This is a genomic window from Streptomyces sp. NPDC031554, from assembly GCF_055580685.1.
This window is the reverse complement of sequence record NZ_JBVIKX010000015.1, coordinates 155,786-181,925: the sequence shown is the minus strand read 5'-3', so window position 1 is coordinate 181,925 and position 26,140 is coordinate 155,786. Positions and strand designations below refer to the sequence as shown.

Genomic DNA, 26,140 nt, shown 5'->3' with positions numbered 1-26,140 from the left:
CCGACTCCGCCAACAACCCCAACGCCATCCCCACCCACTGCCCACCCTGACCCGGAAACACGAACACCACCCCCGAACCACCCGAAACAACAGGCACAGCGCCCGGATCGACGGCCAGAGCCGCCAGACGCTCCACAGCCTCCTCACGACCACCCGCCACCACCACACCCCGATGACCGAACACAGTGCGTGAGGACAGGAGCGACAGGGCGGTGTCGTGCAGCGGGACGCCGGGGTGGGCGCGGAGGTGGTCGGCGAGGGCGACGGCCTGGGCGCGCAGGGCTTCGGGGGTCTTTCCGGACAGGGCCAGCGGGACGGCGCCGGCGGGGGCGGTGCGTGCCGGAGCGGGGGTGTCGGGGGTCTCTTCGGGCCGGGCCTGTTCCAGGATGACGTGGGCGTTGGTGCCGCTGATGCCGAAGGAGGACACACCGGCACGCCGCGGCTGGTCGCGCTCCGGCCACTCCCGCGCCTCCGTCAGCAGCTCCACCGCACCCGCCGACCAGTCCACGGCGGGCGTCGGAGCGTCCACGTGCAGGGTCTTCGGCAGCACACCGTGCCGCATCGCCTGCACCATCTTGATCACACCCGCCACACCCGCGGCGGCCTGGGTGTGGCCGATGTTGGACTTCAGCGAGCCCAGCCAGAGGGGGGAGTCCTCGGGGCGGGAGCGGCCGTAGGTGGTGAGGAGGGCCTGTGCCTCGATCGGGTCGCCGAGGGAGGTGCCGGTGCCGTGCGCCTCCACCACGTCGACGTCCGCGGGAGACAGCCGGGCGTTCTCCAGCGCCTGCCGGATGACCCGCTGCTGGGAGGGGCCGTTGGGCGCGGTCAGGCCGTTGGACGCGCCGTCCTGGTTGACAGCCGTGCCGCGCACCACGGCGAGGACCTCGTGACCGTTGCGGCGGGCGTCCGACAGCCGCTCCAGGAGCAGGACGCCCACTCCCTCGGCCCAGGCGGTGCCGTCCGCCGCGGCGGCGAACGCCTTGCAGCGGCCGTCCAGGGCCAGTCCGCGCTGCCGGGAGAACTCCACGAAGGCGCCGGGGGTCGACATCACGGCCACGCCGCCGGCCAGCGCGAGCGAGCACTCGCCGGAGCGCAGCGACTGGGCGGCGAGGTGGATCGCCACGAGGGACGAGGAGCAGGCGGTGTCGATCGTCACCGCGGGGCCCTCGAGACCGAGGGTGTACGCCACCCGGCCCGATACGACGCTGCCCGCGCCTCCCGTGAGGACGTACCCCTCGATCTCCTCGGAGCCGGTGCCCATGCGCGGGGCGTACTCCTGTCCGGCGACGCCGGTGAAGACGCCGACGTTCTCGCCCTTGAGGGTCGTGGGGTCGATCCCGGCACGCTCCAGGGTCTCCCAGGAGGTCTCCAGGAGCAGCCGCTGCTGCGGGTCCATCGCCAGCGCCTCGCGCGGGGAGATCCCGAAGAAGGGCGCGTCGAAACCGGCCACGTCGTCGAGGAAGCCGCCCTCACGGACGTAGGACGTGCCGGACACGTCCGGGTCGGGGTCGTAGAGGCCGTCGAGGTCCCAGCCCCGGTCGGCCGGGAAGGGGCCGACGGCGTCGGTGCCCTCGGACACCAGCCGCCACAGTCCCTCGGGGGAGGTCACCCCTCCCGGCAGACGACAGGCCATACCGACGACGGCGACGGGTTCGGTGCGCCGGCTCTGTTCTTCGCGCAGCTTCTCCCGCGTCTGCTGCAGCTCGGCCGAGACCCGCTTGAGGTAGGTGAGTGCCTTCTCGTCGGTGGTCATGGAACCTGATCTCCTCTTGGGGGTGCCTGGCGGCGGGTCAGCCGAGCCCGAGCTCGTTGTCGATGAAGGCGTAGACGTCGTCGGCGGTGGCGGCTTCGAGGTGCCGGGTGCGGTCGGCGGTCTCGGCGGGGCTGCCGCTCAGGGCGGCCTCCTCGATCCTCGATCCGATGAACCGCAGGCGGGAGTGGATGCCGGAGTGTTCCAGTTCCTCCGCCAGCAGTGCGTCGAGCGCCGCTTCCAGGGCGTCGAGTCTGGCGGTGACCGGATCGGACTCCTGGTCGATCGCCTTGAGCAGGCAGTCCGCGAGGGCGGTGGGCGTCGGGTGGTCGAACACGGCCGTGGTGGACAGTCCGGTGCCCGCCACCCGGCTGAGGCGGTTGCGCAGTTCCACCGCCGTCAGGGAGTCGAACCCGGCCTCCTTGAAGGCACGGTCGGGCACGACCAGTGAGGCGTCGGAGTGGCCGAGGACGGTGGCGGCCTCCTTGCGGACCGTGTCCAGGACGAGGGCGGCCTTCTCCCGCGCGGGGAGTCCCGCGAGCCGTTCCGCCAGGGTGCGGCCTTGGGCCGGACCGGCGGCGGCGCGGCGCGGCGCGCGCACGAGTGCGCGCAGCATCGGGGGGAGCCCACCGGCGGCGGCCCGGTCGCGCAGCACGTTCAGGTCGAGCCGGATCGGCACGAGGGCCGGCTCCGCGGCGGTCAGGGCGGTGTCGAGGAGGGCCAGGCCCTCCTGGTCCGTCAGTCCGCGCACGCCGTCGCGTTCGGTGCGCCGGAGGTCGGTCTCGGCGAGGGCGCCGGTCATGCCGCTCGCCTGCGACCACAGGCCCCAGGCGAGTGACGTCGCGGGCAGTCCCTCGGTGTGGCGGAGGCGGGCGAGTGCGTCGAGGAGGGAGTTGGCCGCCGCGTAGTTGGCCTGTCCCGGGTTGCCGAGGACGCCGGCGGCCGAGGAGAACGAGACCAGGGCGGCGAGGTCGAGGTGCCGGGTCAGCTCGTGCAGGTGGAGGGCGGCGTCGGCCTTGGGCCGCAGGACGGTGGCCGTCCGCTGCGGGGTGAGCGCGGCGAGCACGCCGTCGTCGACGACGCCCGCGGTGTGCACGACGGCCGTCAGGGGCGCTGCCGCCGGGACGGAGTCCAGCAGCAGGGCCAGGGCGTCGCGGTCGGCGACGTCGCAGGCCTCGACCCGTACGGTCGCGCCCAGCGCGGTGAGTTCGGCGGTCAGTTCCCGGGCGCCGGGCGCGTCGGGGCCGCTTCTGCTGGTGAGCAGCAGGTTGCGGGCGCCGTGTGCGGTGACGAGGTGGCGGGCGACGAGCGCTCCGAGGGAGCCGGTGCCGCCGGTGATCAGGACGGTGCCGTCGGGGTCGGGCCGGCGTGGCAGGGTCAGGACGGCCTTGCCGACGTGGCGGGCCCGGCTGAGGTACCGGAAGGCGTCCGGGGCGTGCCGTACGTCCCATGCGGTCACCGGCAGCGGGGTGAGGGCTCCGCTGTCGAAGAGGGCGACGAGTTCGTGCAGCATCTCGCGCACCCGGTCGTCGTCCGCCTCCGCGAGGTCGTAGGCGCGGTAGCGGACCCCGCGGTGGCGTGCGGCGACCTCGGTGGCGTCGCGGATGTCGGTCTTGCCCATCTCCAGGAAGCGGCCGCCGCGTGGAAGCAGGCGCAGGGAGGCGTCGACGAACTCGCCGGCCAGTGCGTCGAGGACGACGTCGACGCCGCGGCCGTCGGTGGCGTCGAGGAAGTGCCGTTCGAACTCGGTGGTGCGGGAGTTGGCGAGGTGCGCGTCGTCGAGTCCGCGGGCACGGAGGGTGTCCCACTTGCCGGGGCTGGCGGTGCCGTAGACCTCGGCACCGAGGTGACGGGCGATCTGGACGGCGGCCGTGCCGACGCCGCCGGCCGCGGCGTGGATCAGGACGCTCTCGCCGGGCCGGACGCCCGCCAGGTCGCGCAGGCCGTAGAGGGCGGTGAGGAAGGCGATGGGCGCGGCGGCGGCCTGCGCGAAGGTCCATCCCGCGGGGACGCGGACAAGCCTGCGGTGATCGGTCACGGCCTCGGGGCCGAACGCCCCGCCGGGGAACAGTCCCATGACCCGGTCGCCGGGCGACAGGCCGCTCACGCCGGGGCCGGTCTCCAGGACGATGCCGGCGCCCTCGCCGCCGATCGCGGCCTCGCCGGGGTACATGTCCAGGGCGATCATGACGTCGCGGAAGTTCACGCCCGCGGCGCGGACGGCGACGCGGACCCGGCCGGGGGCCAGGGGGCCGGAGCCGGCGTCCGGTACGAGGGCCAGGTTCTCCAGGGTGCCGGGTCCGGTGGTGTCCAGGTGCCAGGTGCCGGTGTCCTCGGGGATCGTCAGGGGCGGCGTGGCGGCGGGGGCGAGGCGGGGCACGGTCACCTCGCCCTCGCGTACCGCGAACTGCGTCTCCTCCAGGGCGGCGGCTGTCGCGGGGAGTCCGGTGAGCGCGGCGCGGGAGGCGTCGAGTGCGTCGGTGTCGGCCAGGACGAGGCGGCCGGGGTGCTCGGACTGGGCGGAGCGCACCAGGCCCCAGATCGCCGCCGCGGCCGGGTCGGTGACGCTCTCGCCGTCGCGGACGGCGACGGCGCCCTCGGTGAGCACCAGCAGTCGCGCGGTGCCGGCGCCGGGCTCGGCCAGGAACGCCTGGAGGTGTGCGAGCACGCGGGCGACGCGGGCGTGCACGTCCTCGGCCGAGGTGCCGTCGCCGGTGGCGTCGAGGACGCGGATGCCGTCGAGCCCGTCCGGGCGGGCCGTGACCGGCAGTGGTGTCCACGTCGTGCGGAACAGGGACGCGTGTCCGGCTTCGACGGCGGGGCGCAGGTGTTCGACGGGTACGGGGCGCAGCACGAGGGAGTCGACGTCGGCGACCGGGGCTCCCGTGGTGTCGGTGACGCGCAGGGAGACCTCGTTCTCCCCGGCGGGGGTCAGCCGTACCCGCAGGGCCTTGGCGCCCGAGGCGTGCAGACGTACGCCGTTCCATGCGAAGGGCAGCAGACGGCTTCCGTCATCGGGCTCGTCGACGGCGCCGAGGGCGCTGGGGTGCAGGGCGGCGTCGAAGAGGGCCGGGTGCAGGCCGAACAGGCCGGCCTCGTCGTGGTGTTCGTCGTCGAGAGCGACGTCGGCGAAGACGTCCTCGCCGAGGGTCCACACCGCGCGCAGTCCCTGGAAGGCGGGCCCGTACGCGTAGCCGGCCCGGGCGCGTCGCCGGTAGAAGTCCGTGACCGGCACGGCCGAGGCGTTCGGCGGGGGCCACGGGGCGGTGTCGGCGGCGGGGGCGTCGTCGGGTGCCGCGGGTGTCAGGGCGCCGCTCGCGTGGCGGGTCCAGGGGCCCTCGTCGCCGTCGGGGCGGGAGTGGACGGAGACGGGGCGGTCGCCGCTGTCGTCGGGGGCTCCGACGTGCACGCGGATGCGCACCGCGCCGTCGGCGGGCAGCACCAGGGGGGCGGCCAGGACGAGTTCGCGAACGCCGCCGCACCCGACCTCGTCCCCGGCCCGGACGGCCATCTCGGCCATCGCCGTTCCGGGCAGCAGGACCGTGCCGTCGATCGCGTGGCCGGCGAGCCAGGGCCGGTCGGTCAGGGAGAGGCGTCCGGTGAGGGTGACGGCGTCGGTCTCGGGCAGTTCCACCGCCGCGTTCAGCAACGGGTGTCCCGCCGCGGTGATGCCCGCGGCCGCGAGGTCGCCGGTGCCGGGGGTGGCGTCGAGCCAGTAGCGTCGGTGCTGGAAGGCGTAGGTCGGTACGGCGGTGGTGGTGCGGGCGCCGCTGCCCGCGAACAGGGCCGGCCAGTCGACGCGGGCGCCCCTGGTGTGGGCCCGGGCGACGGCCGTGAGCAGCGTCGCGGGTTCGGGCCGTCCGTCGCGCAGTGCGGCCACGCAGGCGGTGTCCTCGGGAAGGCAGTCCTGCGCCATGGCCGTCAGCACCCCGCCGGGCCCGAGTTCGAGCACGGTCGTGACGCCCTGTTCGTCCAGGGTGCGCAGGCCGTCGGCGAAGCGGACCGTGCCGCGGACGTGACGCACCCAGTAGTCGGGGGTGCACAGCTGTGCGGGGTCTGCCAGGGAGCCGGTCAGGTTGGAGACGACGGGCAGGACCGGGCTGTGGAAGCTCAGCGCGGCGGCGACGTCGTGGAAGGCGTCGAGCATCGGCTCCATGCGCGGTGAGTGGAAGGCGTGCGAGACGCGCAGCCGTTTCGTCCTGCGGCCCCGGGCCGCGAACAGTGCGGCCACCGCTTCGACGGCGGGCGTGTCACCGGAGAGGACCACGGCTTCGGGGCCGTTGAGCGCCGCGACGGCGACCGCCTCGGTGAGCTCGGCGACGACTTCGTCCTCGGTGGCCTGTACGGCGATCATGGCGCCGCCCTCGGGGAGCCGCTGCATCATCGCGCCGCGGGCGACGACCAGGGCCGCGGCGTCCTCCAGGGACCACACACCGGCCACGTGGGCGGCGGCGAGTTCGCCTATGGAGTGTCCGGCGACCAGGTCGGGGCGCACGCCCCAGGACTCGATGAGCCGGTAGAGCGCCACTCCCACGGCGAACAGGGCCGCCTGGGTGTAGGCGGTCCGGTCGAGCAGGTCCGCCTCGGGGGTGCCGGGTCCGGCGAGGACGACGTCGCGCAGGGGGCGGTCGAGCCCGTGGTCCAGGGCGGCGCAGACTTCGTCGAAGGCGCGGGCGTACACCGGGAACGACGTGTACAGTTCGCGGCCCGCTCCGGGGCGTTGCGCGCCTTGGCCGGAGAAGACGACGGCGAGTCGGCCGTCGGTGGCGGTGCCGGTCGTGCCGTCGCCGGCGGCGAGGCCGGTCAGGGCGGTGCGGGCCTCCTCCAGGGAGGCGGCGACCACGACCGCCCGGTGGGCGAAGGCCTGGCGGCCGCTGAGGGTGAGGGCGACATCGGCCGGGGCGGGGGCGGGTTCCTCGTCGAAGAGGGCGGCGACGCGTGCGGCCTGGGCGCGCAGGGCCTCGGGGGACTTGGCGGAGAGGACGAAGGGGACGAGCCCGTCGGGCAGCGCACGTTCCGGCACGTCCGCCGGGGGCGGTGCGTCGACGGGGGGCGTGGCGGGTGATCCGGTGGGCTGCTCGAGGACGACGTGGGCGTTGGTGCCGCTGATCCCGAAGGAGGACACGCCCGCGCGGCGCGGGCGTCCGGTCTCGGGCCAGGGCCTGGACCCGGTGAGCAGTTCGACCGCGCCACGGGTCCAGTCGACCTCGGGTGTCGGGGCGTCCACGTGGAGCGTCCGGGGCAGCACCCCGTGCCGCATGGCCTGCACCATCTTGATCACGCCTGCCGCGCCGGCGGCGGCCTGGGCGTGGCCGATGTTGGACTTGAGGGAGCCGAGCCACAGCGGGTGGGCGTCGTCGGGGCGTCCTTGACCGTAGGTGGCGAGCAGCGCCTGTGCCTCGATCGGGTCGCCGAGGGAGGTGCCGGTGCCGTGCGCCTCGACGGCGTCGACATCGGCGGGGGTGAGACCGGCGTCGGCGAGGGCCTGGCGGATGACCCGCTGCTGGGAGGGGCCGTTGGGCGCGGTCAGGCCGTTGGACGCGCCGTCCTGGTTGACAGCCGTGCCGCGCACCACGGCGAGGACCTCGTGGCCGTTGCGGCGGGCGTCGGACAGCCGCTCCAGGAGCAGCAGGGCCACGCCTTCGGACCAGCTCGTGCCGTCGGCCGCGGCGGCGAACGCCTTGCAGCGGCCGTCGGGGGCGAGTCCGCGCTGCCGGGAGAACTCCACGAAGCTGCCCGGGGTCGACATCACCGCGACACCGCCCGCCAGCGCCAGGGAGCACTCCCCCGCGCGCAGCGCCCGGGCGGCCAGGTGCAGGGCGACCAGCGAGGACGAGCACGCGGTGTCCACCGTCACGGCGGGGCCCTCGAAACCGAAGGTGTACGACACGCGGCCGGAGACGACGCTGCCCGCGCCGCCCACTCCCAGGTAGCCCTCGACCTCCTTGGCGGGCCGCACCGCTCGGGTGGTGTAGTCGTGGTACATGGCTCCGGCGAAGACGCCGACCGGCGTGCCGCGCAGCGCGCCCACGTCCAGGCCGGCTCGTTCGAAGACCTCCCAGGAGGTCTCCAGGACGAGCCGTTGCTGGGGGTCCATCGCGACCGCCTCGCGCGGGGAGATCCCGAAGAACTCGGCGTCGAAGCCGGCGACGTCGTCGAGGAAGCCGCCCTCGCGGACGTAGGACCTGCCCGGGGCGTCGGGGTCGGGGTCGTACAGTTCGTCGAGGTTCCAGCCGCGGTCGGAGGGGAACGGGGAGCGGCCCTCGGCGCCGTCGGCCACCAGACGCCACAGGTCCTCGGGGGAGGTGACGCCGCCCGGCAGCCGGCAGCCCATCGAGATGATGGCGATCGGGTCGTCGGAGACCTCCGCGGCCCGTGCGGGGACGGCCGGCGCGTCGGCCGGCCCGGCGTGGACCTCCCTCAGCAGCTGACGTGCCAGGGCTTCGGGGGTGGGGTGGTCGAAGGCGCTGGTCGCGGGGAGACGCAGTCCGGTGGCGGTGCTCAGCCGGTCGCGCAGGGAGACCGCCATCAAGGAGGTGAGTCCCAGGTCCTTGAAGGCCCGGTCGGCCGGGACGTCACCGGTGCCGGGGCGGCCGAGGACCGCGGCGGTCTCCTCGCGCACCAGCCGCAGCAGGTGTTCCTCCCGTTCCTCCGCGGGCAGGTCGTCCAGTCGGCCGCGCAGCTTCGTGATCTCGGCCGGGGTCCGCCGGGCCGTGGTGTCGATCAGTCCGCGCAGCGGCGCGGGGACCGGTCCGGTGAGCAGGGCCGCGTTGTCGAGGCGCATCGCGACGAAGGCGGCCTCTCCCGCGGCGTGCGCGGCGTCGAACATCATCAGGGCCTGTTGTCCGGTGAGTTCGCCGGCCGTGCAGGGGACGGCGCCCGCGACCCCGTCGTCGGCCCAGGGTCCCCAGGCCAGGGAGAGCGCGGGCAGGCCGTGGGCGCGCCGGTGCTGGGCCAGTGCGTCCAGTGCGGCGCTCTCGGAGGCCACGTCGCCGGCGCCGGGGGCGCCCAGGACCCCGAGGGGCGAGGAGCACAGGACGAACGCGGTCAGGTCACGGTCGGCGGTCAGATCGTGCAGGGCACGGGCCGCGGCGGACACGGCGCCGGTCCCGGTGATCTCCTCCGCGTGCACGACGGCCGTCAGCGGGGGTCTTCCCTCGTCCGCCAGCAGTGCGGCGAGGGCGACGCGGTCGCTCGGATCGCACGCGGCGGCGGTGGCGCGGGCGCCGGCCGCGGCGAGTTCGGCACACAGGGTCCGCACGCTTTCGTCGCCGCGTCCCGGGGTGGACGTGAGGAGTAGGTGGCGGGCGTCGTGCGCGGTGACGAGGTGGCGGGCGAGTGCGGCGCCCCGGGCGGTGGCGGCGCCGGTGACCAGGACGGTCCCGTCGGGGTCGAGCAGCGGGAGCGGCGGCTCCTCCCGGTCCATGGAGACGCGGGACAGACGGGGCAGCAGGGCGACTCCGGAGCGGACGGCGAACTGGGGCTCACCGGCGTCGACGGCGGCGGCCAGGGAGCGTGCGTCGTCGACGTCGAGGCCGTCGGTGTCGAGGTCGGCGAGGACGAGCCGGCCCGGATGCTCGGTCTGCAGCGCGCGGACCAGGCCCCACAGCGGGGTGTGCGCGCAGTCCCGCACGTCCTCGCCGTCGCCGGCGGCCACGGCCCGTCGGGTGAGCACCACGAGCGTGACGTGCTCGTCGCGGTCGTCGGCCAGCCAGTCCTGGAGGGACGCGATGAACTCCTCGACGCCCGCACCGCGGTCGTGAGCGGTCCGGTCCTCGAGGAGGAGGCCCGTGCCGCCGCGGGCCGCCGCACGGGCGGCGTCCCGGTCGGGGTGGACCTCGCACGCCGTGCCGATGTCCCGCAGGGCGGCGGCCAGGCCGAGCGGGTCGTCGCCGGCCAGCACCCAGTCGCCCGTCCCGCCCGGGACCGCGCCGAGGGAGAGCGGGGTGCTGGGGATCCAGTCGACGCGGAACAGCGAGTCGTACAGGCCGCTGCTGGTGGCGCGCAGCCGTGCGGGTGTCTCCAGCAGCCGGTGCCGGACGATCTTGCCGGAGGCGGTGCGCGGGATCGTCTCGATCTCGTACAGCTCCTCGGGCACCTTGAAGTGGGAGAGACGGTCGCGGCACTCGGCGAAGAGCCGCTCGGTGTCCGGTCCCCGGGGGCCGGGGACGATGAAGGCGACCGGCACCTCGCCCAGCACGTCGTGCGGCTTGCCGACCACCGCGACGTCGGTCACGCCGGGGACGGTGCGCAGGACCTCCTCCACCTCTCCCGGGTGGATGTTCTCCCCGGCGCGGATGATCAGTTCCTTCTTGCGGCCGGTGATCGTGAAGTAGCCGGCTTCGTCACGGCGGGCCAGATCGCCGGTGCGGTACCAACCGTCGTGGAAGGCGGCCGCGGTGGCCTCGGGCTGGTTGTGGTAGCCGGCCATGACGCTCGGGCCGCGCACCCACACCTCGCCCTCCTGGCCGTCGGCGACGTCCTCGCCGGTGCGGGTGTCCACGAGGCGTACGCCGAGACCCACCACCGGCAGTCCGCAGGATCCCTCGGCACGGGCGCCCGAGGGCCAGTTGACGGTGATGGAGCCGCAGGTCTCGGTGGAGCCGTAGGCATCGATGAGGGGAACGCCGAAGACGCTCTCGAACGAGCGGCGCAGCGAGGCCGTGGTGACCGCGCCGCCCACCAGGGCCACCCGGAGCCGGGGGGCGGTGAAACCCCGGTCGCGGGCCGCGTCCAGCAGGTAGTGCAGCAGGGTGGGGACGCCGGCCAGGAAGGTGGCGCTCTCCTCGTCCAGTGCGGTCAGCACGTCCTCGGCCGACAGGCCGTCGACGATGCGGGCGCTGGCGCCCACGGCCACCACGGAGAGCACACAGGCGATGTGCGAGAGGCTGTGGAAGAGGGGCAGCGGCCAGACGACGCGGTCCTCGGGGCCGAGCCCGGGGACCGGGACGTAGCACGCCGCCACCGACCACAGGCAGTTGCGCTGGGTGGAGAGCACTCCTTTGGGCTTGCCGGTGGTTCCCGAGGTGTAGAGCATCCACGCGAGGTCGTCGAGGCCGAGGTCGTCACGGGCCGGTGTGTCGGGTTCCCGCGTCGCGAACGCCTCGTAGGGCAGGAAGCCGGACGGCACCGGCTCGTCGCCGACCAGGACGACCGTCAGGTGGGGTCGGTCGGGCAGCAGGCGCCGCAGCTGTTCCACGTGCGGGTGGTCGGTGATGACGATCCGGGCGCCGCTGTCGTCGAGGAGGTGCGCGAGTTCCGCGTCGCTGCTGCGCGGGTTGACCGGGACGCCGATGGCGCTGGCCCGGGTGACGGCGTAGTAGCTCTCGACGATCTCGACGCGGTTGCCCAGGCAGATGGCCGCACGGTCGCCGGGTTGCAGACGCAACTCCGCGAGGTGTCCGGCCAGTCGCCGGGTGCGTGCCTCCAGATCGGTGTAGCTGACGCTTCGTCGGGCGTCCCGGTAGGCGACCTTGGCACCGAAGTGCCGGGCCTGGTGGACCAGCAGCTCGGGGAGCGGCCGGATCAGCTCCGTGCGCAACATGGGTCGTCATCCCTCCGGGGCGACAGCGAGACGGGCGGCTCGCGATGGCGGACGGTTCGCCCTGTCCGGCACAGTCTTGTCAGCAAGCACTCCCACGGCACCCCCTCATCACCCCCCTATGCATCCCTAACTTGAAGAGTGATCAGAATTAATCGGAGAACGTTGGGCGTGGCGGACCCCTGGCATTAGGCTTCACCGTCGCACTGACGGACATCGCGTTTTCGGCCTTCGGCCCGGAATAAACCCGGGGCGGGTAAAAACTGCATTTCCGCCGGCGTCGCCGGGAACGGGATGCTTTTCCCGCCGTCTCGCCGCGACGGCGGGGCCTCAGGGAGAGGGACACACAGACATGACGCATTCCGCACCCCATCGCACCCGCATTCGGGTGGAACTCGGCGAACGCGCCTACCCGGTCGACATCGGATCCGGGGTGCGGCACTCCCTGTCCGGGATCGTCGAGCGGTTGGGAGCACGGCGCGCCGCGGTGGTCTCGGCACGGCCCGACGCCTGGGTCCCCGATCCCGGCGTGCCGTCGCTGCTCCTGCGGGCCCGCGACGGCGAGAAGGACAAGACCCTCGGCTCGGTGGAGTCGCTGTGCCGGGAGTTCGTGCGTTTCGGCCTGACCCGTGACGACGTGGTGGTCTCCGTCGGCGGCGGCACCACGACGGACGTCGTGGGTCTCGCCGCCGCCCTCTTCCACCGCGGGGTGCCCGTGGTGCATCTGCCGACCACACTGCTCGCGCAGGTGGACGCCAGCGTCGGCGGCAAGACCGCGGTGAACACGCCCGAGGGCAAGAACCTCATCGGCGCCTACTGGCAGCCCAGTGCGGTGCTGTGCGACACCGACTACCTGGAGACCCTGCCGGAGCGGGAGATGCTCAACGGCTACGGGGAGATCGCCCGCTGCCACTTCATCGGTGCCGGCGATCTGCGGGGGCTGCCCCTGCCGCAGCAGATCGCGGCGAGCGTGGCGCGCAAGGCGCAGATCGTGTCCGCCGACGAGCGCGACACCGGCCTGCGCCATCTGCTCAACTACGGCCACACGCTGGGCCACGCCCTGGAGCGGGCGACGGACTTCCGGCTGCGGCACGGCGAGGGGGTGGCGATCGGCACCGTGTTCGCGGGACGGCTCGCCCTGGCCCTGGGCCGGATCGACGAACGGCGGGCGGCGGAGCACCGGGAAGTGGTGCGTCACTACGGGCTGCCCCACGAGCTGCCGGGGAACGTCGCTCCGGCCAGGCTGATCGAGCTCGTACGGCTGGACAAGAAGGCGACGTCGGGGCTGACCTTCGTGCTGGACGGCGCGGACGGGGCCGAGCTGGTGCGCGATCTGCCGGAGGACGTCGTCGCGCGGGTGCTGGCGCAGATGCCGCGCGCGGCGTCGTGAGAGGACCCGCGCGGGGTGTGGGAGCGGCCGTGCACGGCGTCAGGGGGCGGGGCGCCGCCGGCTCGGGGCCTTCGGCCCCGCGGGGCGGGCCGGTCTCATTTCCGCCCGGGGCCCGCCTTGGCCAGCAGGACCGCCCCGTGCAGTGAGGAGAGAGCGCCGAGCCGGGCGGGCCGTACCGGCGGCGGCGGATGGCCGGGGCGGGCCAGCCGCGCCGTCCGGGCCGCGACCGTGTCGGTGAAGCCGGGCAGGCCGTCGGCGAATCCGCCGCCGATCACGACGGTCGCGGGGTGGAGCAGTTCGCTGACCCCGACGACCGCGGCGGCCAGTGCCGCACAGCCCTCGCGCACGGGGTCGGCAGCCCAGGGCGTGCCGTCGGCGAGGGCCCGCGCCAGCTGGTCGTAGGTGACCTCGGTGCCGCGGGCGCGGGCGGCACGGCGCAGGACCGCGGGGCCCGAGGCGACGGACTGCACGCAGCCTCGGCGCCCGCAGTCGCACTGTTCCCCGGACCGGTCCACGATCAGGTGGCCGATCTCGCAGGAGCCCCGCGAGGGACCGGGCAGCAGTTCGCCGCCGAGGACGATCCCGCCGCCGACGCCGGTGCCGACACCGAGGTACAGCAGATCGGGACGGCCGGCCGCGTGTGCCTCGGCGAGGGCCGCGAGGTCGCCGTCGTCGGCGCAGACGACCTCCGCGGTGCCGAAGACCTCCCGCAGCGCGCCGCCGACGTCGAGGCCGCTCCAGCCCGGGCGGTTGGGCCAGGCGGTGACGACGCCCTCCGCGTCCAGGGTGGCGGGCATCGCCACACCGACGCCCGCCGGCTCGTCCGGGGCTTCGGCGCACAGCTCGTGGACCTGCCGGACGAGCAGGTCCAGCTCCGCCGCCGCGGGTGCGGGAGCGTCGGCGCCCCGCGGCCACCGGAAGCCCGCCTCGCGCACGGTGCCGTCGGTGTGTTCCGCGCGCAGGGCGACCTTGGTGCCGCCCACGTCGATGCCCAGGTGATAGGGGATGGCCGTCTCCCGGCCGGATCAGTCGCCGAGGTGGGCGGAGACGATCTCGGCGACCTCGCCGAGCACGCGGGGACTGCTGAGCATCTCCTCGTGGCCGCAGCGCATCTCGTGGCGCACGATCTCTCCCGCGACGTAGGGCGCCCAGGCCTCGCTGGAAGCCGCTTCGGCCACCGGGCCGGGGTCCGCCGCGAACAGGTGCATGACGCCGCTGTACTTCTGCGGGGTGTGGGCCCTCCAGGCGCCGAGGTCGGTCAGCATGGTCTCGACGAAGGTCTCGGCCGCGCTCTTCCTTCCGTGCCAGGCGTAGTTGGTCGCCATGTCGGCGAATTCGGCGATGTCCTCGTAGCGGAGGGGGCGTTCGTACCGGTCGAGGTCCCTGCCGTTGATCAGCAGGATCAGTTCGATCAGGCCCTGCTCGTCGCGGTCCTCGCTGTCCGTGAGGTGCGGGTCGGTGTTGAAGACGCCGAGGAACTCGATCTCCTCGCCGCGCCTTTGGAACTCGGTGGCCACGGCGTGGGCGAGGACTCCCCCGAACGACCAGCCGAGAATGCGGTACGGCCCCTGGGGCTGTACGCCGGTGATGCGGTCCGCGTAGTCCGCCGCCATGGCCGCGATGGTGTCGACGGGGGTGTCGAACTCCTGGAAGGTGTGCGACTGGAGGCCGTAGAGGGGGTACTCCAGGCTGAAGTGCTGGGCGAGCACCCCGTAGCACCAGGCGGTGCCTCCGAGGTGGCGCATGCAGAACAGCGGCCGTGCCGAGCCCCTGGTCATCAACGGCAGCAGGACGTCGAAGGAGTCCTGGGGTTCCTCGCCGGTCAGCCGCCGGGACAGCTCCGCCGGCGTCGGGGACTCCACGAGCGTCCGGATCGACAGCTCCAGGTTCATCTCGGAGCGCACCCGGGCCAGCAGCCGGGCCGCGAGCACCGAGGAACCACCGAGGTCGAAGAAGCTGTCGCGTGGTCCGACCTGTCCCACGCCCAGCACCTCGGCGAAGAGCCTGCCGAGCAGCAGCTCCGACTGCGTGAGGTGGGTCTCGACCATGGCCGTCCGGGCGACGACGGGGGCGGGCAGCGCCTTGCGGTCGAGCTTGCCGTTGGGGGTGAGCGGGAACGCGTCGAGGGCCACCACGGCGGACGGCACCATGTACGGGGGCAGCGTCCGCGCCACGAGGTCGCGCAGTTCCCCGGCATCGGGCGCACGGCCGGGGGCGGCTGTGACGTAGGCCACGAGGCGCCGGTCGCCCGGGCGGTCCTCACGGACCGTCGCCGCCGCCTGGTCGACGTCCTCGGACCGTTCCAAAGCGGCCTCGATCTCGCCGGGTTCGATGCGGAACCCGTGCAGTTTGACCTGGTGGTCGGCGCGGCCGAGGTACTCCAGGGCTCCGTCCGGGCGCAGCCGCACCACGTCGCCCGTGCGGTACATCAGGGAGCTGCCGTCGCGGTCGGGCAGGAAGCGCTCGGCGGTCAGTTCCGGCCGGCCGAGGTAGCCGCGCGCCACTCCCGCGCCGGCGATGAAGAGCTCGCCCTCGGTGCCGGGGGCGACGGGCTCCAGGTCCTCGTCCAGGACGTACAGCCGGGTGTCGCGCAGAGGCCTGCCGATGACGGCGGCGTCCCCGGGGCCGGTGACCGGGTGGGTCGTGGACCACACGGTCGTCTCCGTGGGCCCGTACCACTGGATGACCTCGGCGCCGAGGTCGAGCAGGGTCGCGGCCAGTTTCTCCGACAGTGCCTCGCCGCCGACGAGGACGCGCAGGCCGCGCAGCGCTCCGGGGCTCACGGTGGCCAGCATGTGCCAGTGGGTGGGGGTGGCCTGGGCGGTGCCGATCTCCCTGCGGGTGATCAGGTCGCCCAGTGCCTGGGGGTCCTGTCCGGTGGCACGGGGCGCGACGACCGCGCGGGCACCGGTGTAGTAGGGCAGGAACAGCTCCGGTACCGACATGTCGAAGGTGGCGGTGGTGACCGACAGCATGCGGTCGCCGGGCCCCAGGGCCAGTCGCTCCCGCATCGCCTCCAGCAGGTTGTGCAGGGCTCTCACGGGGATCTCGACGCCCTTGGGGGTGCCGGTGGAGCCCGACGTGTAGATGACGTAGGCGAGGTCCTCGGATCGCGGCGGGGCGGTCCGCTCGGCGTCCGTCAGGTGCCCGGCGGGCAGGCCGGCGAGCACCGCGGCCGTCGCCGGGTCGTCCAGCACGACGCGGGGAAGGCCCACGCGGGTGCGATCGGCGTCGATGCGGGTCGACGTCAGCAGCACGACAGGAGCGGCGTCGCGGACCTGGAAGGCGACGCGTTCGGCGGGATGCTCCGGATCGAGCGCGAGGTAGGCCCCGCCCGCCTTCAGCACCGCCAGCAGCGCCACCAGCAGATCCGTGGAACGCGGCAGCATCACCGCGACGACGCGGTCGGGTCCCACCCCCTGGGCGACCAGGTGACGGGCGAGCCGGTTGGCCCGCTCGTGCGCCTCCCGGAAGGTGAGCTCCACCCCCTCGCATTCGAGGGCGGTGAGCTCCGGAACGGAGTCGGCCCGCTCCTCCAGCGCCTGCACCAGCATGTTCCCCTCCACAGGGCTCGTACGGATTCTCGCCGAGGTGCCGCTCAGACGGCCGGGGTGCGCATCCAGCGGTTCCAGTACGGCCGCCATCCGTGCCGGTGCCAGAACGGGGTGGAGATCGGGTTGAACATCGCGTGGTAGCCGACCGACGCCCCGATGCCCATGGCGTCCAGATCGGCGTGGACGTGGTTGGCGAGGGAGGTGCCGATGCCCAGGCCTCGGTGCCCCTCCTTGACGGCCTGGCAGACCAGGTGTGCGACGGGGGTGGCGGTGATCTTCGTCGCGAGCCATGCCTGCTGCGGCTCGGAGGGGTCTTCGCCCCGGTGCATGCCGACGATCGCGCCCTCGTGTTCGGCGACCCAGATCAGCGGTTCGTCACGCTTGAACGACGCGGCGATCTCCTCGCGCAGCAGTGCCTCGGTGGTGGCCCGCTCCACCGCGCCGCTGACGGCCGCGTCGAACCGGGTCTCCACCATCTGCAGTTCGCACACCGCCTCACTGTCCTCGGGGGTGGCACGCCGCACCCGGACCCGGCTCGACTCGGGCACCAGGTCGGTGCCCTTGAGCCGGCCGATCATCACGAACTCGGGCACGAATCCGAAGGCGCGCAGGACCCGGGTCATCTCCACGTCGCGGCTGGGCCACTCGACGGCGGCCATGGAGTCCGCACCGGGGCGTTCCGGGTGGTTGCGCAGGTGTTCCTGCCAGCGGGTGAGCAGGGCGGCCATCTCGTCGGGGCCGGCGACCCGGGGGGTGAGCTCCCACCGGTCGAGCGGGCCGAGCACGGCTTCCAGCGCGTCGGGGTCGACACGGGTGTGCGTGAGCAGGGCCTGTGCGCCGTCGACCTCCAACAGCTCCTCGCCGTGTCCGGGCTCCGGCAGCGCGTCGGCCTCCGGGATCATCCGGTCGACGGGGCGCAGCCGGTCGCGGTGGGCGGCCAGCACCGATTCCGCCGTCTGTACCTGGGGCATGGGGTCGTGTCCTCGGCTTTCGGTCGTGTACGTGGCGGAGTCGCGGTGGTGCGGCTCCGCGGTGGCCGGGGGCGCGGGCGCCGGGGGGGCACGGGCGCCGGTGGCACCGTGTCAGCGGTCGGTGACCTTCTCCAGCAGCGCGCGGGCGGCGAGCCGGTAGCCCGTGGCGCCCAGGCCGAAGATCACTCCGGTGGCGAGCGGCCCGGTCACCGACTCGTGCCGGAACTGCTCGCGGGCCCAGACGTTGGAGAGGTGGACCTCGATCCACGGGCGCGGATAGTCGGCCAGCGCGTCCCTCAGTCCCCAGCCGGCCATCATCAGGGCGGCGGGATTGACGATCGCGCCGACGGAATCGTAGTTGTCCTGGATGGTGCGGATCATCTCCGCCTCACCGTCGTGCTGGAACGCCGCCACATTCCAGCCACGGTCCGCCACTTCTTCGGCGACCCATCCTTCGATGTCGGCGAGTGTGTCCGTTCCGTAGATCTCGGGTTGGCGGCTCCCGAGTATGCCGAGATTCGGCCCGTTCACCAAGAGAAGCCTGCTCACTGCGCACCTTTGTCGGTAAGCACGGAAACACCGGGAAGTGGTTTTTATAGCACGGCCGTCGACGGGCGGACACCGCTCCTCGGTATGCCCGCGATCACAAGGGGGAACATAGGGGGGTCCGCAGGGGAATGACGCCTCGCCGAGCACGGGCTAGCGTGCTGACCGCGGCGACCGGGCCCGTCCGGGGGGCGCCGCCGAGCGCGTGGACCGCGCCGGGATCGTGCCGCGGTGTCGGCACCCGGGTGAACACCCCGCCCGTGAGGGGCGGTTCCGCGTGGTGACCTCCCGCGGCGATCACTGCGACAGCATTCGCATACGCGTAGACCGAAGGAGCAAGGAACCTCATGAGCAGTGGTGTGCGACTCAGCTCGGACCTTCCGGCGTGGCCGCAGTACGACGACGCGGAGCGGACCGGTCTCGTACGTGCGCTGGAGCAGGGTCAGTGGTGGCGCATGGGTGGCGGCGAAGTCGAGGCTTTCGAGAGGGAGTTCGCCGAGTACCACGGCAGTGAGCACGCCCTGGCCGTCACGAACGGCACGCACGCCCTCGAACTGGCTCTGGAGGTCATGGGCGTCGGACCGGGCACCGAGGTGATCGTGCCCGCCTTCACCTTCATCTCCTCGTCCCAGGCCGCACAACGCCTCGGCGCGGTCGTGGTGCCGGTGGACGTGGACCCGGAGACGTACTGCATCGATCCGGCCGAAGCGGCGAGAGCCGTCACCTCGAGGACCCGCGCCATCATGCCCGTGCACATGGCCGGCCAACTCGCCGACATGGACGCCCTCGCCAAGGTCGCGGCCGACTCGGGTGTGCCGCTGATCCAGGACGCCGCGCACGCGCAGGGCGCCACCTGGAACGGCCGGCGGGTCGGCGAGCTGGGTTCGGTCGCCGCGTTCTCCTTCCAGAACGGCAAGCTGATGACCGCGGGTGAGGGCGGCGCGGTGCTGTTCCCGACCGCCGAAATGGCGGAGCACGCCTTCGTCCGGCACAGTTGCGGACGTCCTCGGGGTGATCGCGGCTACTTCCACCGCACTTCGGGTTCCAACTTCCGGCTCAACGAATTCTCCGCTTCGGTGCTGCGCGCCCAGCTCGCACGCCTGGACGGGCAGATCCGCACCCGGGAGGACCGTTGGCCGGTACTGTCCTCACTGCTCGCCGAGATCCCCGGCGTCGTGCCGCAGCGGTCGGACCCGCGCGCCGACCGCAACCCGCACTACATGGCCATGTTCCGGATCCCCGGCATCACCGAGGAACGGCGCGCGCGGGTCGTCGACACCCTCGTCGAGCGAGGTGTCCCCGCGTTCGTCGCGTTCCGGTCGGTCTACCGCACGGACGCCTTCTGGGAGAGGGGCGCGCCGAAGCTGTCGGTGGACGAACTCGCCCGCCGCTGCCCCCATTCCGAGGCGCTGACGGCGGACTGCCTGTGGTTGCATCATCGGACCCTGCTCGGGACCGAGGAGCAGATGCACGAGGTCGCCGCCGTCATCGCCGATGTGCTCGGCTCATGACCGCGACCGACCGGGGCGGCCGGCCGGTCCGCACCGCCGTGGTGGGGCTCGGCTGGGCGGCCCGCTCCATCTGGCTGCCGCGACTGCGCCGCCACCCGGGCTTCACCGTGACCGCGGCGGTCGACCCCGACGCGGCCTCGCGCGCGGTCGTCGCCGCCGAGTTCCCGGACGTCCCGGTCATGACGGCCGTGCACGCCCTCGACCCGGCGCAGGTGGATCTGGCCGTCGTGGCCGTCCCCAACCACCTGCACTGCGAGATCGCCTGCGGCATGCTCCTCAAGGGCGTCCCCGTGTTCCTCGAGAAGCCGGTGTGCCTGACGTCGGCGGAGGCACGACGGCTGGCCCGAGCCGAACGCGTCGGTGGCACGCGGCTCCTGGCGGGCAGCGCCGCACGCCACCGCGGCGACGTGCGGGCGCTGCTCGCGAGCGCCGAAGGCCTGGGCACCGTCCGCCACGTCGAGCTGTCCTGGGTACGGGCCCGCGGCGTACCGGACGCGGGCGGCTGGTTCACCCGAGGCCGGCTGTCGGGCGGCGGAGCGCTGGTGGACCTGGGCTGGCACCTGTTCGACGTCGCCGCGCCGCTGCTGGGTTCCGCGAACTTCACCGAGGTCACCGGCGCGGTCTCGGGTGACTTCATCGCGCGGAACACCGCACGGGCCCGCTGGCGGGCCGGGGAGGCCGAGGACGGCCGGGAGAACGAGCACACCGACGTCATCGACGTCGAGGACACCGCCCGCGCGTTCCTCGTCACCGACGGCGGTGTCTCCGTCTCGCTGCACGCCGGTTGGGCCTCGCACGAGGAGCGCGACGTCACCCGTGTCCGGGTCGAGGGGACCGCCGGCACCGCGACCCTGAGGTGCACGTTCGGCTTCAGCCCCCATCGTCTCGAACACCCCGAGCTCGTCCGCACCGAGGACGGGCGCACCCGCACGCTCCCCGTGCCCGAGGAGCCGGTCGGCACGGAGTACGACCGGCAGCTGGACGAACTGCTCACCCTGCTGCGGAACCCCGCCGGCCCGCACCGGGCCGTCGAGGAGGCACACCGCACCATCGACGCCATCGAACGGATCTACTCCTCGGCACGCGCCGCGCAGGGGAAAGCCCCGTCGCACCGGGTGTGAGAGGCACGGACGACCACCGGTCCGGCCAAGGCACCCGGCACGGCGGCGACAGTCCCACCCACCAGGCCACCGCCTCACGAAAGAGAGCACCACAGCGTCATGGACAGTCTTGGAACCACCCAAGGCCTCGCCATCCCCGACAGCTATGACGGTCATGACCACGAGGCGCGGTCGACGACCGCTGTCGTCTTCGATCTCGACGGGGTGCTGGTCGACAGTTTCGCCGTGATGCGGCAGGCGTTCAGCGCGGCCTACGCCGAGGTGGTGGGGGACGGTGAGCCCCCGTTCGAGGAGTACGAGCGGCATCTGGGCCGGTACTTCCCCGACATCATGCGGATCATGGGGCTGCCGTCGGAGATGGAGGGCCCGTTCGTCCGGGAGAGCTACCGCCTCGCTCATCTCGTGCCCGTTTTCGACGGCGTACCGGAGATGCTGAGGGAACTGCGGGCCCACGGCATCGGACTCGCCGTCGCCACGGGCAAGAGCGGACCGAGGGCTCGTTCGCTCCTCGAACAGCTCGGGCTGCTGGATCTGTTCGCCGTCGTCATCGGCTCCGACGAGGTGGAACGTCCCAAGCCCGCACCCGACATCGTGCTCAAGGCACTCGGCGTGCTCGGCTCCGCCCCCTCGCGGACGATCATGGTCGGCGACGCGGTCACCGACCTCAGCAGCGCGCGGGGCGCCGGCGTCACCGCTGTCGCCGCCCTGTGGGGCGAGACCGACGAGGAGACCCTCCTCGCGGAGAGCCCCGACGTCGTGCTGCGCTCGCCCGCCGAACTGGTCGACGCCTGCGTCGGCGGATTCCGCACACCCTGATCCCCGGGGGTTCGTGACCCGCGTCATCGGGGCCGTCCGTCCCGGACGCGCCGGTCAGGGGGCAGGAGACTCCCCAAAAAATCGGGACGGGGCCGACAGAGGGAAGGAAGGACCGGACGGGAACGTCCACGGCCCCGGTGCTCACCGAGTGGACCCCGACGTCCGTTCCCGGTCTCCCGCAGCGCCCGTCGGACGATGCCGGACGGTCCTGGAGGACCGTCCCCGAAGACCGCAGCCGTATCTGGACCGATATTTCACCGGAGACCCGACGTGGGAAAAACCGTGACCGAGACGCGCAAGCCGGCCCTGCAACAACCCGAGTGGGACGACCCGTCACAGGTTCGGCGCATCCGGGAGGTACTGGCCGCACGTCCGCCGCTGGTCAGGGCGGAGGACGTGCGGGTGCTGCGGACGCTGCTGGCCCGCGTGGCCAGGGGCGAGGCACTGGTGGTGCAGGCCGGGGACTGCGCCGAGGATCCCGGTGAGTGCGACGCCGCACACGTGTCCCGTAAATCCGCGGTGCTCGGACTGCTCGCCGCGACGCTGAGGACGGCCGCCCGCAAACCGGTCGTGCGGGTGGGACGCATCGCGGGCCAGTTCGCCAAGCCGCGCTCCAGGCCTTCGGAACTGATCGGGGACCGGGAACTGCCGGTGTACCGGGGCCACATGGTCAACGGCCCGGAGCCCGACCCGGAGAGCCGTCGACACGACCCTCTGCGCCTGCTGACCTCGTACATGGCGGCCGGCGACGTCATGGAGCACCTGGGCTGGCGCGGGCCCGCGGCCCCGGGCCGCCGTTCCCCGGCCGAACCCCGGTTGTGGACGAGCCACGAGGCGCTCGTCCTCGACTACGAGGAGCCGATGATCCGCGAGACGGGTGACGGGAGCCGATGGCTCGGTTCCACTCACTGGCCATGGATCGGGGAGCGGACGCGCCAGCCGGACGGCGCCCACCTGGACCTCCTCGCCGGTGTCGCCAACCCGGTCGCCGTGAAGGTCGGTCCGACCACCACGGTGGAGGAGGTCACCGTCCTGTGCGAGCGGCTCGATCCGCTGCGGGATCCGGGCCGGCTCACCCTTGTCGCGCGCATGGGCGCCGACTCGGTCGCCGACAGGCTGCCCGCGCTCGTCGAGGCGGTCCGGACGGCCGGTCATCCGGTGATCTGGCTCAGCGACCCCATGCACGGCAACACCGTCGTCGGCCCGGACGGGCACAAGACCCGTCTGCTGGAGACCATGGCGCGGGAGATCCGGGGATTCCTCGGGGCCGTGACCGGTGCCGGTGGCACGGCGGGCGGACTGCACCTGGAGACCACCCCCGACGACGTCCTGGAGTGTGCCGACGACCTCTCCGTGTACGAGGGGAGGACCGTGCGGCGCACCAGCCTGTGTGACCCCCGGCTCAATACGGAACAGGCGGTTTCCCTGCTCTCCGCCTGGTCCGGTGCGGACATCCGGACCACCGCGGCCGCGGAGGGGCCGCGGGTGGTGCCGGAGACAGGGGCGAACCCGGGCGGCACGGTACTTCGTCCCGTGCCGTCGGACCTTCAGGGGTTCGAGGACCGAAACCACTCCGCGCTGCGCATGAAGCAGACCTAGGGTCTTTCGTTCGGATCGGGCCGGATCGAGGTGCGGTGCCGGGGCCCGCGAGCCCGGCCTGATCCGAACGAGAGGCCCCAGGGCGGGCCGGAAGGTGTCCGGCATCTCGGTCTTCTCGTTCCGCGACGTCGGCGTCCGGTCTTTGCGTGGGTGTGCTCGCCGCCTCGGCATCGGTGTGCCGTGAGGATCCGGACCGTTTCCCCTTCCTGTCTCGGTCACCATCCCAAAGTCAGGAGTAGCAGGACACATGCACCTTCTCGTCAAGGGAGTTCAGCACCGGATAGCCGGTGAGGTCCTCGTCCCGAACTCGAAGTACCACGCACACCGCGCGCTGATCCTCGCTTCGCTCGCCGACGGCGTCAGCCGCGTCCACGGGTTGTCCGACGCCCGGCACGTCGGGTACACCGTGCGGCTGCTGCGCGACCTCGGCGTGCGGATCTCCAGGGACGGTGACGCCTTCGTGGTCCACGGGCTGGGCGGGCGGTACAGGCCGCGCCGGGAATCGGTCTCGGCCGGCAGCTCCGGTACGACGCTCTACTTCATGATCGGTCTCGCCTCGCTGTCGGACCGCGCCGTGTCGGTGACCGGGCAGAAGTACTTCAGGCGTCGCCCGGTCGGCCCCCTGCTGCGCGCCCTGGAACAGATGGGTGTCCGGCTGGAGTCGGCGGACGACTGCCCGCCCGTCCACGTGCAGGGCCGCCGGCCGTCGGGCGGCCGCGTCAGGATCGCGGGAACCTTGTCCCAGTGGATCTCCGGTCTGATCCTGCTGGCCCCGTTCGCGACGCGGCACACCACCATCGAGGTGGAGGGCGAGCTCAACGAACGCCCCTACCTGGAACTGACCGTGGCGATGATGCGGCGGTTCGGCCTCGAGGTGACCGTCTCCCAGGACTGGCGGTGCTTCGACATCGAGCCCGGCCAGCGGGCGCGCGGCGTCGAACTGACGCTGCCGCCGGACATCGGCTCGGCGGCGTTCGGCATCGCCACGGCGGCACTGCACCCCTGTGACGTGCTGCTCCGCGGGATCACCACGCTGGAGGGCGGTCCCGCCGAGCATCCCGAGTTCCACTTCCTCGACGTCGCACGCTCCATGGGCGTACCGATGGAGATCGACGAAGCGGCCGGCGGTCTGCGCGTCCGGCAGGACGCGCCCCGGCTCACCGGGGTCGACGTCGACTGCCGCGACATCCCCGACATGCTGCCGGTCCTGTCGGCACTCGCCACCTTCGCGCGCGGCGAGTCGGTGTTCCGCAACATCGCGCACACCCGGCTCAAGGAGTCCGACCGCGCCGCCGCGATGCTCCAGCTCAACTCCATGGGCGGCCGCCTGGAGCTCTCGGGCGACGAGCTGCGGGTGCGCGGTGTGGACGGCCTGACCGGGGCCAGGCTGTCCTCGTTCAACGACCACCGCGTCCTGATGTCGCTCGCGGTGGCGTCGTCGCGGTCGAAGACGCATGCGACACTCACCTATCCGCACGCCTACCGCATCTCGTACCCGGCGTTCCTCACCGACATGAGCACCCTCGGTGCGCCCATGTCGGTGGTGGACGGCCCGGCGGGCCCCGTCCACGACGGTGCGGTCGCCGGCGTCCCCGGGACGGCTGCGGAACCCGTCGCCCCCGAGACCGCAGCGCGGGTCACGCTGCCTCAATGGCTGCGCCGAAGGGCCGAGGACCGGCCGCAGGGGACGGCCGTGGTGGACGTGCGGTCCGACCGCGACGAGGTGGTCACCTGGAGCGAGCTGGCCGAGCGGGTGGACCGGGCGGCGGCCGTACTGCTGGGGCTCGGGGTCCGGCCGGGCGAGAGCGTGGCGTACCAACTCCCGAACCGTGTCGAGTTCGTGGTGCTCTCGCTGGCCGCACTGCGCATCGGGGCCGTGTGCTGTCCGGTGATCCCGTTCTTCCGCAAGCGTGAACTCGGTTTCGTCCTACGGCGTTCCTCCGCACGGGTGCTGGTGGTGGCGGACCGGCACCGCTCGCGCCTGCCCGCCGAGGAGGTGCTGGACCTGGTGGCGGAGCAGGGCTCGGACCTGCGCCTGGAGCACGTGGTGGTCCTGGCCACCGCCGGCGGCGCCGGTCCGTCGCCCGCGTCCCCGACGGACGGCGTGACCTTGCACGACTGGGAGCAGGCGCTGTCGGCGGCGACGGTGGACCGCGCGGCACTCGACGCCCGCGCACCGACCCCGGGGACGACGGCGCAACTGCTCTTCACCTCGGGTACCACCGGTGAGCCGAAGGGCGTCACCCAGTCCATGCGCAGCCTGGTCAGAGCCGCGGCGATGGAGATCGCACACCTCGGGCTCCACGAGCGGGACGCCGTCTGGGTGCCCTCGCCGCTGGCGCACCAGACGGGCTTCCTGTACGGCATGGTGCTCGCCCTGGTGCTCGGCGTACCGCAGGTCCTGCAGCCCGAGTGGGACGCCAAGCGGGCGGTGCGATCACTCAACGATCACCGGGCGACGTTCGTGCAGGCCGCGACGCCGTTCCTGTCCGACCTGGTGAAGGCCGTGGAGGAGAGTGGCGAGACACCGCGGCATCTGCGGATCTTCGTGGCGACGGGGGCCACGGTGCCGCGTGCTCTGGCGGAACGCGCGGGGCACGTTCTGGGCACCGCCGTGTGCGGGGCCTTCGGCACCACGGAGACCTGCCTGGGCGCGCTGTCGTCGCCCGGCGACGAGCCCCGGCAGCGCTGGGGCTCCGACGGCCGCGCGCTGGACGGCATCGCGTTGCGGGTCACCGACGACGAGGGGCTGGTGCTGCCCGCCGGCGAGGAGGGCAACTTCGAGCTGCGGTCCCCCACCGTCTTCGAGGGCTACCTCGGGCGTCCCGACCTGACGTCCGAGGCGTTCACCGAGGACGGCTGGTACCGCACGGGCGATCTGGCGACGATCGACGCCGAGGGCTTCCTGCGGATCACCGGGCGGGTCAAGGACGTCATCAACCGCGGCGGCGAGAAGGTGCCCGTCGCGGAGATCGAGCAGCTGCTGTTCGGACACCCCGCGGTGGACGACGTCGCGGTGGTGGCCATGCCGGACGAGCGTCTCGGCGAGCGCGCCTGCGCCTTCGTGGTCCCGGCCGGCGGTGCGGAACTGACCTTCGAGGAGATGCGGCGCCACCTCGACGCGAACGAGGTGGCCAAGCAGTACTGGCCGGAGCGCCTGGAGCGGATCGACGCCCTGCCGCGCAACCCCATCGGCAAGGTGCGGAAATCCGAACTGCGGGAGCTGGCCCGCGGCCTGCGGCCCCACGACGAGGACGCCGGCTGACGCCCGGCGGACGACAGACGACAGACGGCCGACAACGGACGGCCGACGACGGAACGACGGCGAAGGCGAAGGCGGC

At 73.2% G+C, this 26,140-nt stretch carries 12 protein-coding genes; 6 read left to right on the top strand and 6 right to left on the bottom strand.

What is annotated here, in order from left to right:
• Both ACZ5FU_RS30905 and ACZ5FU_RS30900 read right to left on the bottom strand, forming a co-directional pair.
• On the bottom strand, positions 1-1,753 hold a 1,753-nt coding region (locus ACZ5FU_RS30905; RefSeq protein ID WP_451781174.1), incomplete at its 3' end, for a type I polyketide synthase.
• A 37-nt stretch (positions 1,754-1,790) separates the two neighbouring features.
• Entirely contained in the window at positions 1,791-11,294 is a 9,504-nt protein-coding gene (locus tag ACZ5FU_RS30900) for an SDR family NAD(P)-dependent oxidoreductase (protein WP_469047509.1), read from the bottom strand.
• A 349-nt stretch (positions 11,295-11,643) separates the two neighbouring features.
• Here ACZ5FU_RS30900 and ACZ5FU_RS30895 point away from each other — a divergent pair, with 349 nt between their 5' ends.
• On the top strand, positions 11,644-12,681 hold the full coding sequence (locus tag ACZ5FU_RS30895) for a 3-dehydroquinate synthase family protein (protein WP_468834934.1): 1,038 nt from the start codon (positions 11,644-11,646) through the stop codon (positions 12,679-12,681).
• A gap of 95 nt (positions 12,682-12,776) precedes the next feature.
• Here ACZ5FU_RS30895 and ACZ5FU_RS30890 read toward each other — a convergent pair whose 3' ends face one another.
• The 4 genes from ACZ5FU_RS30890 to ACZ5FU_RS30875 form a co-directional block, all read right to left on the bottom strand.
• Positions 12,777-13,664 (bottom strand): ROK family protein, encoded by an 888-nt coding sequence (locus tag ACZ5FU_RS30890; RefSeq protein ID WP_451531189.1) that lies wholly within the window; start codon positions 13,662-13,664, stop codon positions 12,777-12,779.
• Between the two features lie 42 nt (positions 13,665-13,706).
• Positions 13,707-16,235: an amino acid adenylation domain-containing protein gene (locus ACZ5FU_RS30885; protein ID WP_469047508.1), complete on the bottom strand. Its 2,529-nt coding sequence runs from the start codon at positions 16,233-16,235 to the stop codon at positions 13,707-13,709.
• Positions 16,236-16,279: 44 nt separating this feature from the next.
• On the bottom strand, positions 16,280-17,206 hold the full coding sequence (locus ACZ5FU_RS30880) for a GNAT family N-acetyltransferase (protein ID WP_451531187.1): 927 nt from the start codon (positions 17,204-17,206) through the stop codon (positions 16,280-16,282).
• 111 nt (positions 17,207-17,317) lie between these two features.
• Positions 17,318-17,755, bottom strand: a complete 438-nt coding sequence (locus ACZ5FU_RS30875) for a type II 3-dehydroquinate dehydratase (RefSeq protein ID WP_451781169.1) — start codon at positions 17,753-17,755, stop codon at positions 17,318-17,320.
• Between the two features lie 344 nt (positions 17,756-18,099).
• Here ACZ5FU_RS30875 and ACZ5FU_RS30870 point away from each other — a divergent pair, with 344 nt between their 5' ends.
• From ACZ5FU_RS30870 to aroA, 5 genes are all read left to right on the top strand, one after another.
• Positions 18,100-19,263: a DegT/DnrJ/EryC1/StrS family aminotransferase gene (locus ACZ5FU_RS30870; RefSeq protein WP_451781167.1), complete on the top strand. Its 1,164-nt coding sequence runs from the start codon at positions 18,100-18,102 to the stop codon at positions 19,261-19,263.
• Positions 19,260-20,384 carry a Gfo/Idh/MocA family protein gene (locus ACZ5FU_RS30865; protein ID WP_451531184.1) on the top strand — a complete coding sequence of 375 codons (1,125 nt, stop codon included), beginning with the start codon at positions 19,260-19,262 and terminating at the stop codon, positions 20,382-20,384. The genes ACZ5FU_RS30870 and ACZ5FU_RS30865 overlap by 4 nt, the downstream gene beginning before the upstream one ends.
• Positions 20,385-20,483: 99 nt before the next feature.
• The gene (locus tag ACZ5FU_RS30860; protein WP_468642191.1) at positions 20,484-21,200 is read left to right on the top strand and encodes an HAD-IA family hydrolase; all 717 of its coding nucleotides are present in this window, start codon (positions 20,484-20,486) and stop codon (positions 21,198-21,200) included.
• Positions 21,201-21,470: 270 nt separating this feature from the next.
• Positions 21,471-22,799, top strand: a complete 1,329-nt coding sequence (locus tag ACZ5FU_RS30855) for a 3-deoxy-7-phosphoheptulonate synthase (protein ID WP_469047506.1) — start codon at positions 21,471-21,473, stop codon at positions 22,797-22,799.
• Positions 22,800-23,046: 247 nt separating this feature from the next.
• On the top strand, positions 23,047-26,064 hold the full coding sequence (aroA, locus tag ACZ5FU_RS30850) for a 3-phosphoshikimate 1-carboxyvinyltransferase (RefSeq protein WP_451781162.1): 3,018 nt from the start codon (positions 23,047-23,049) through the stop codon (positions 26,062-26,064).
• Positions 26,065-26,140: the final 76 nt, after the last annotated feature.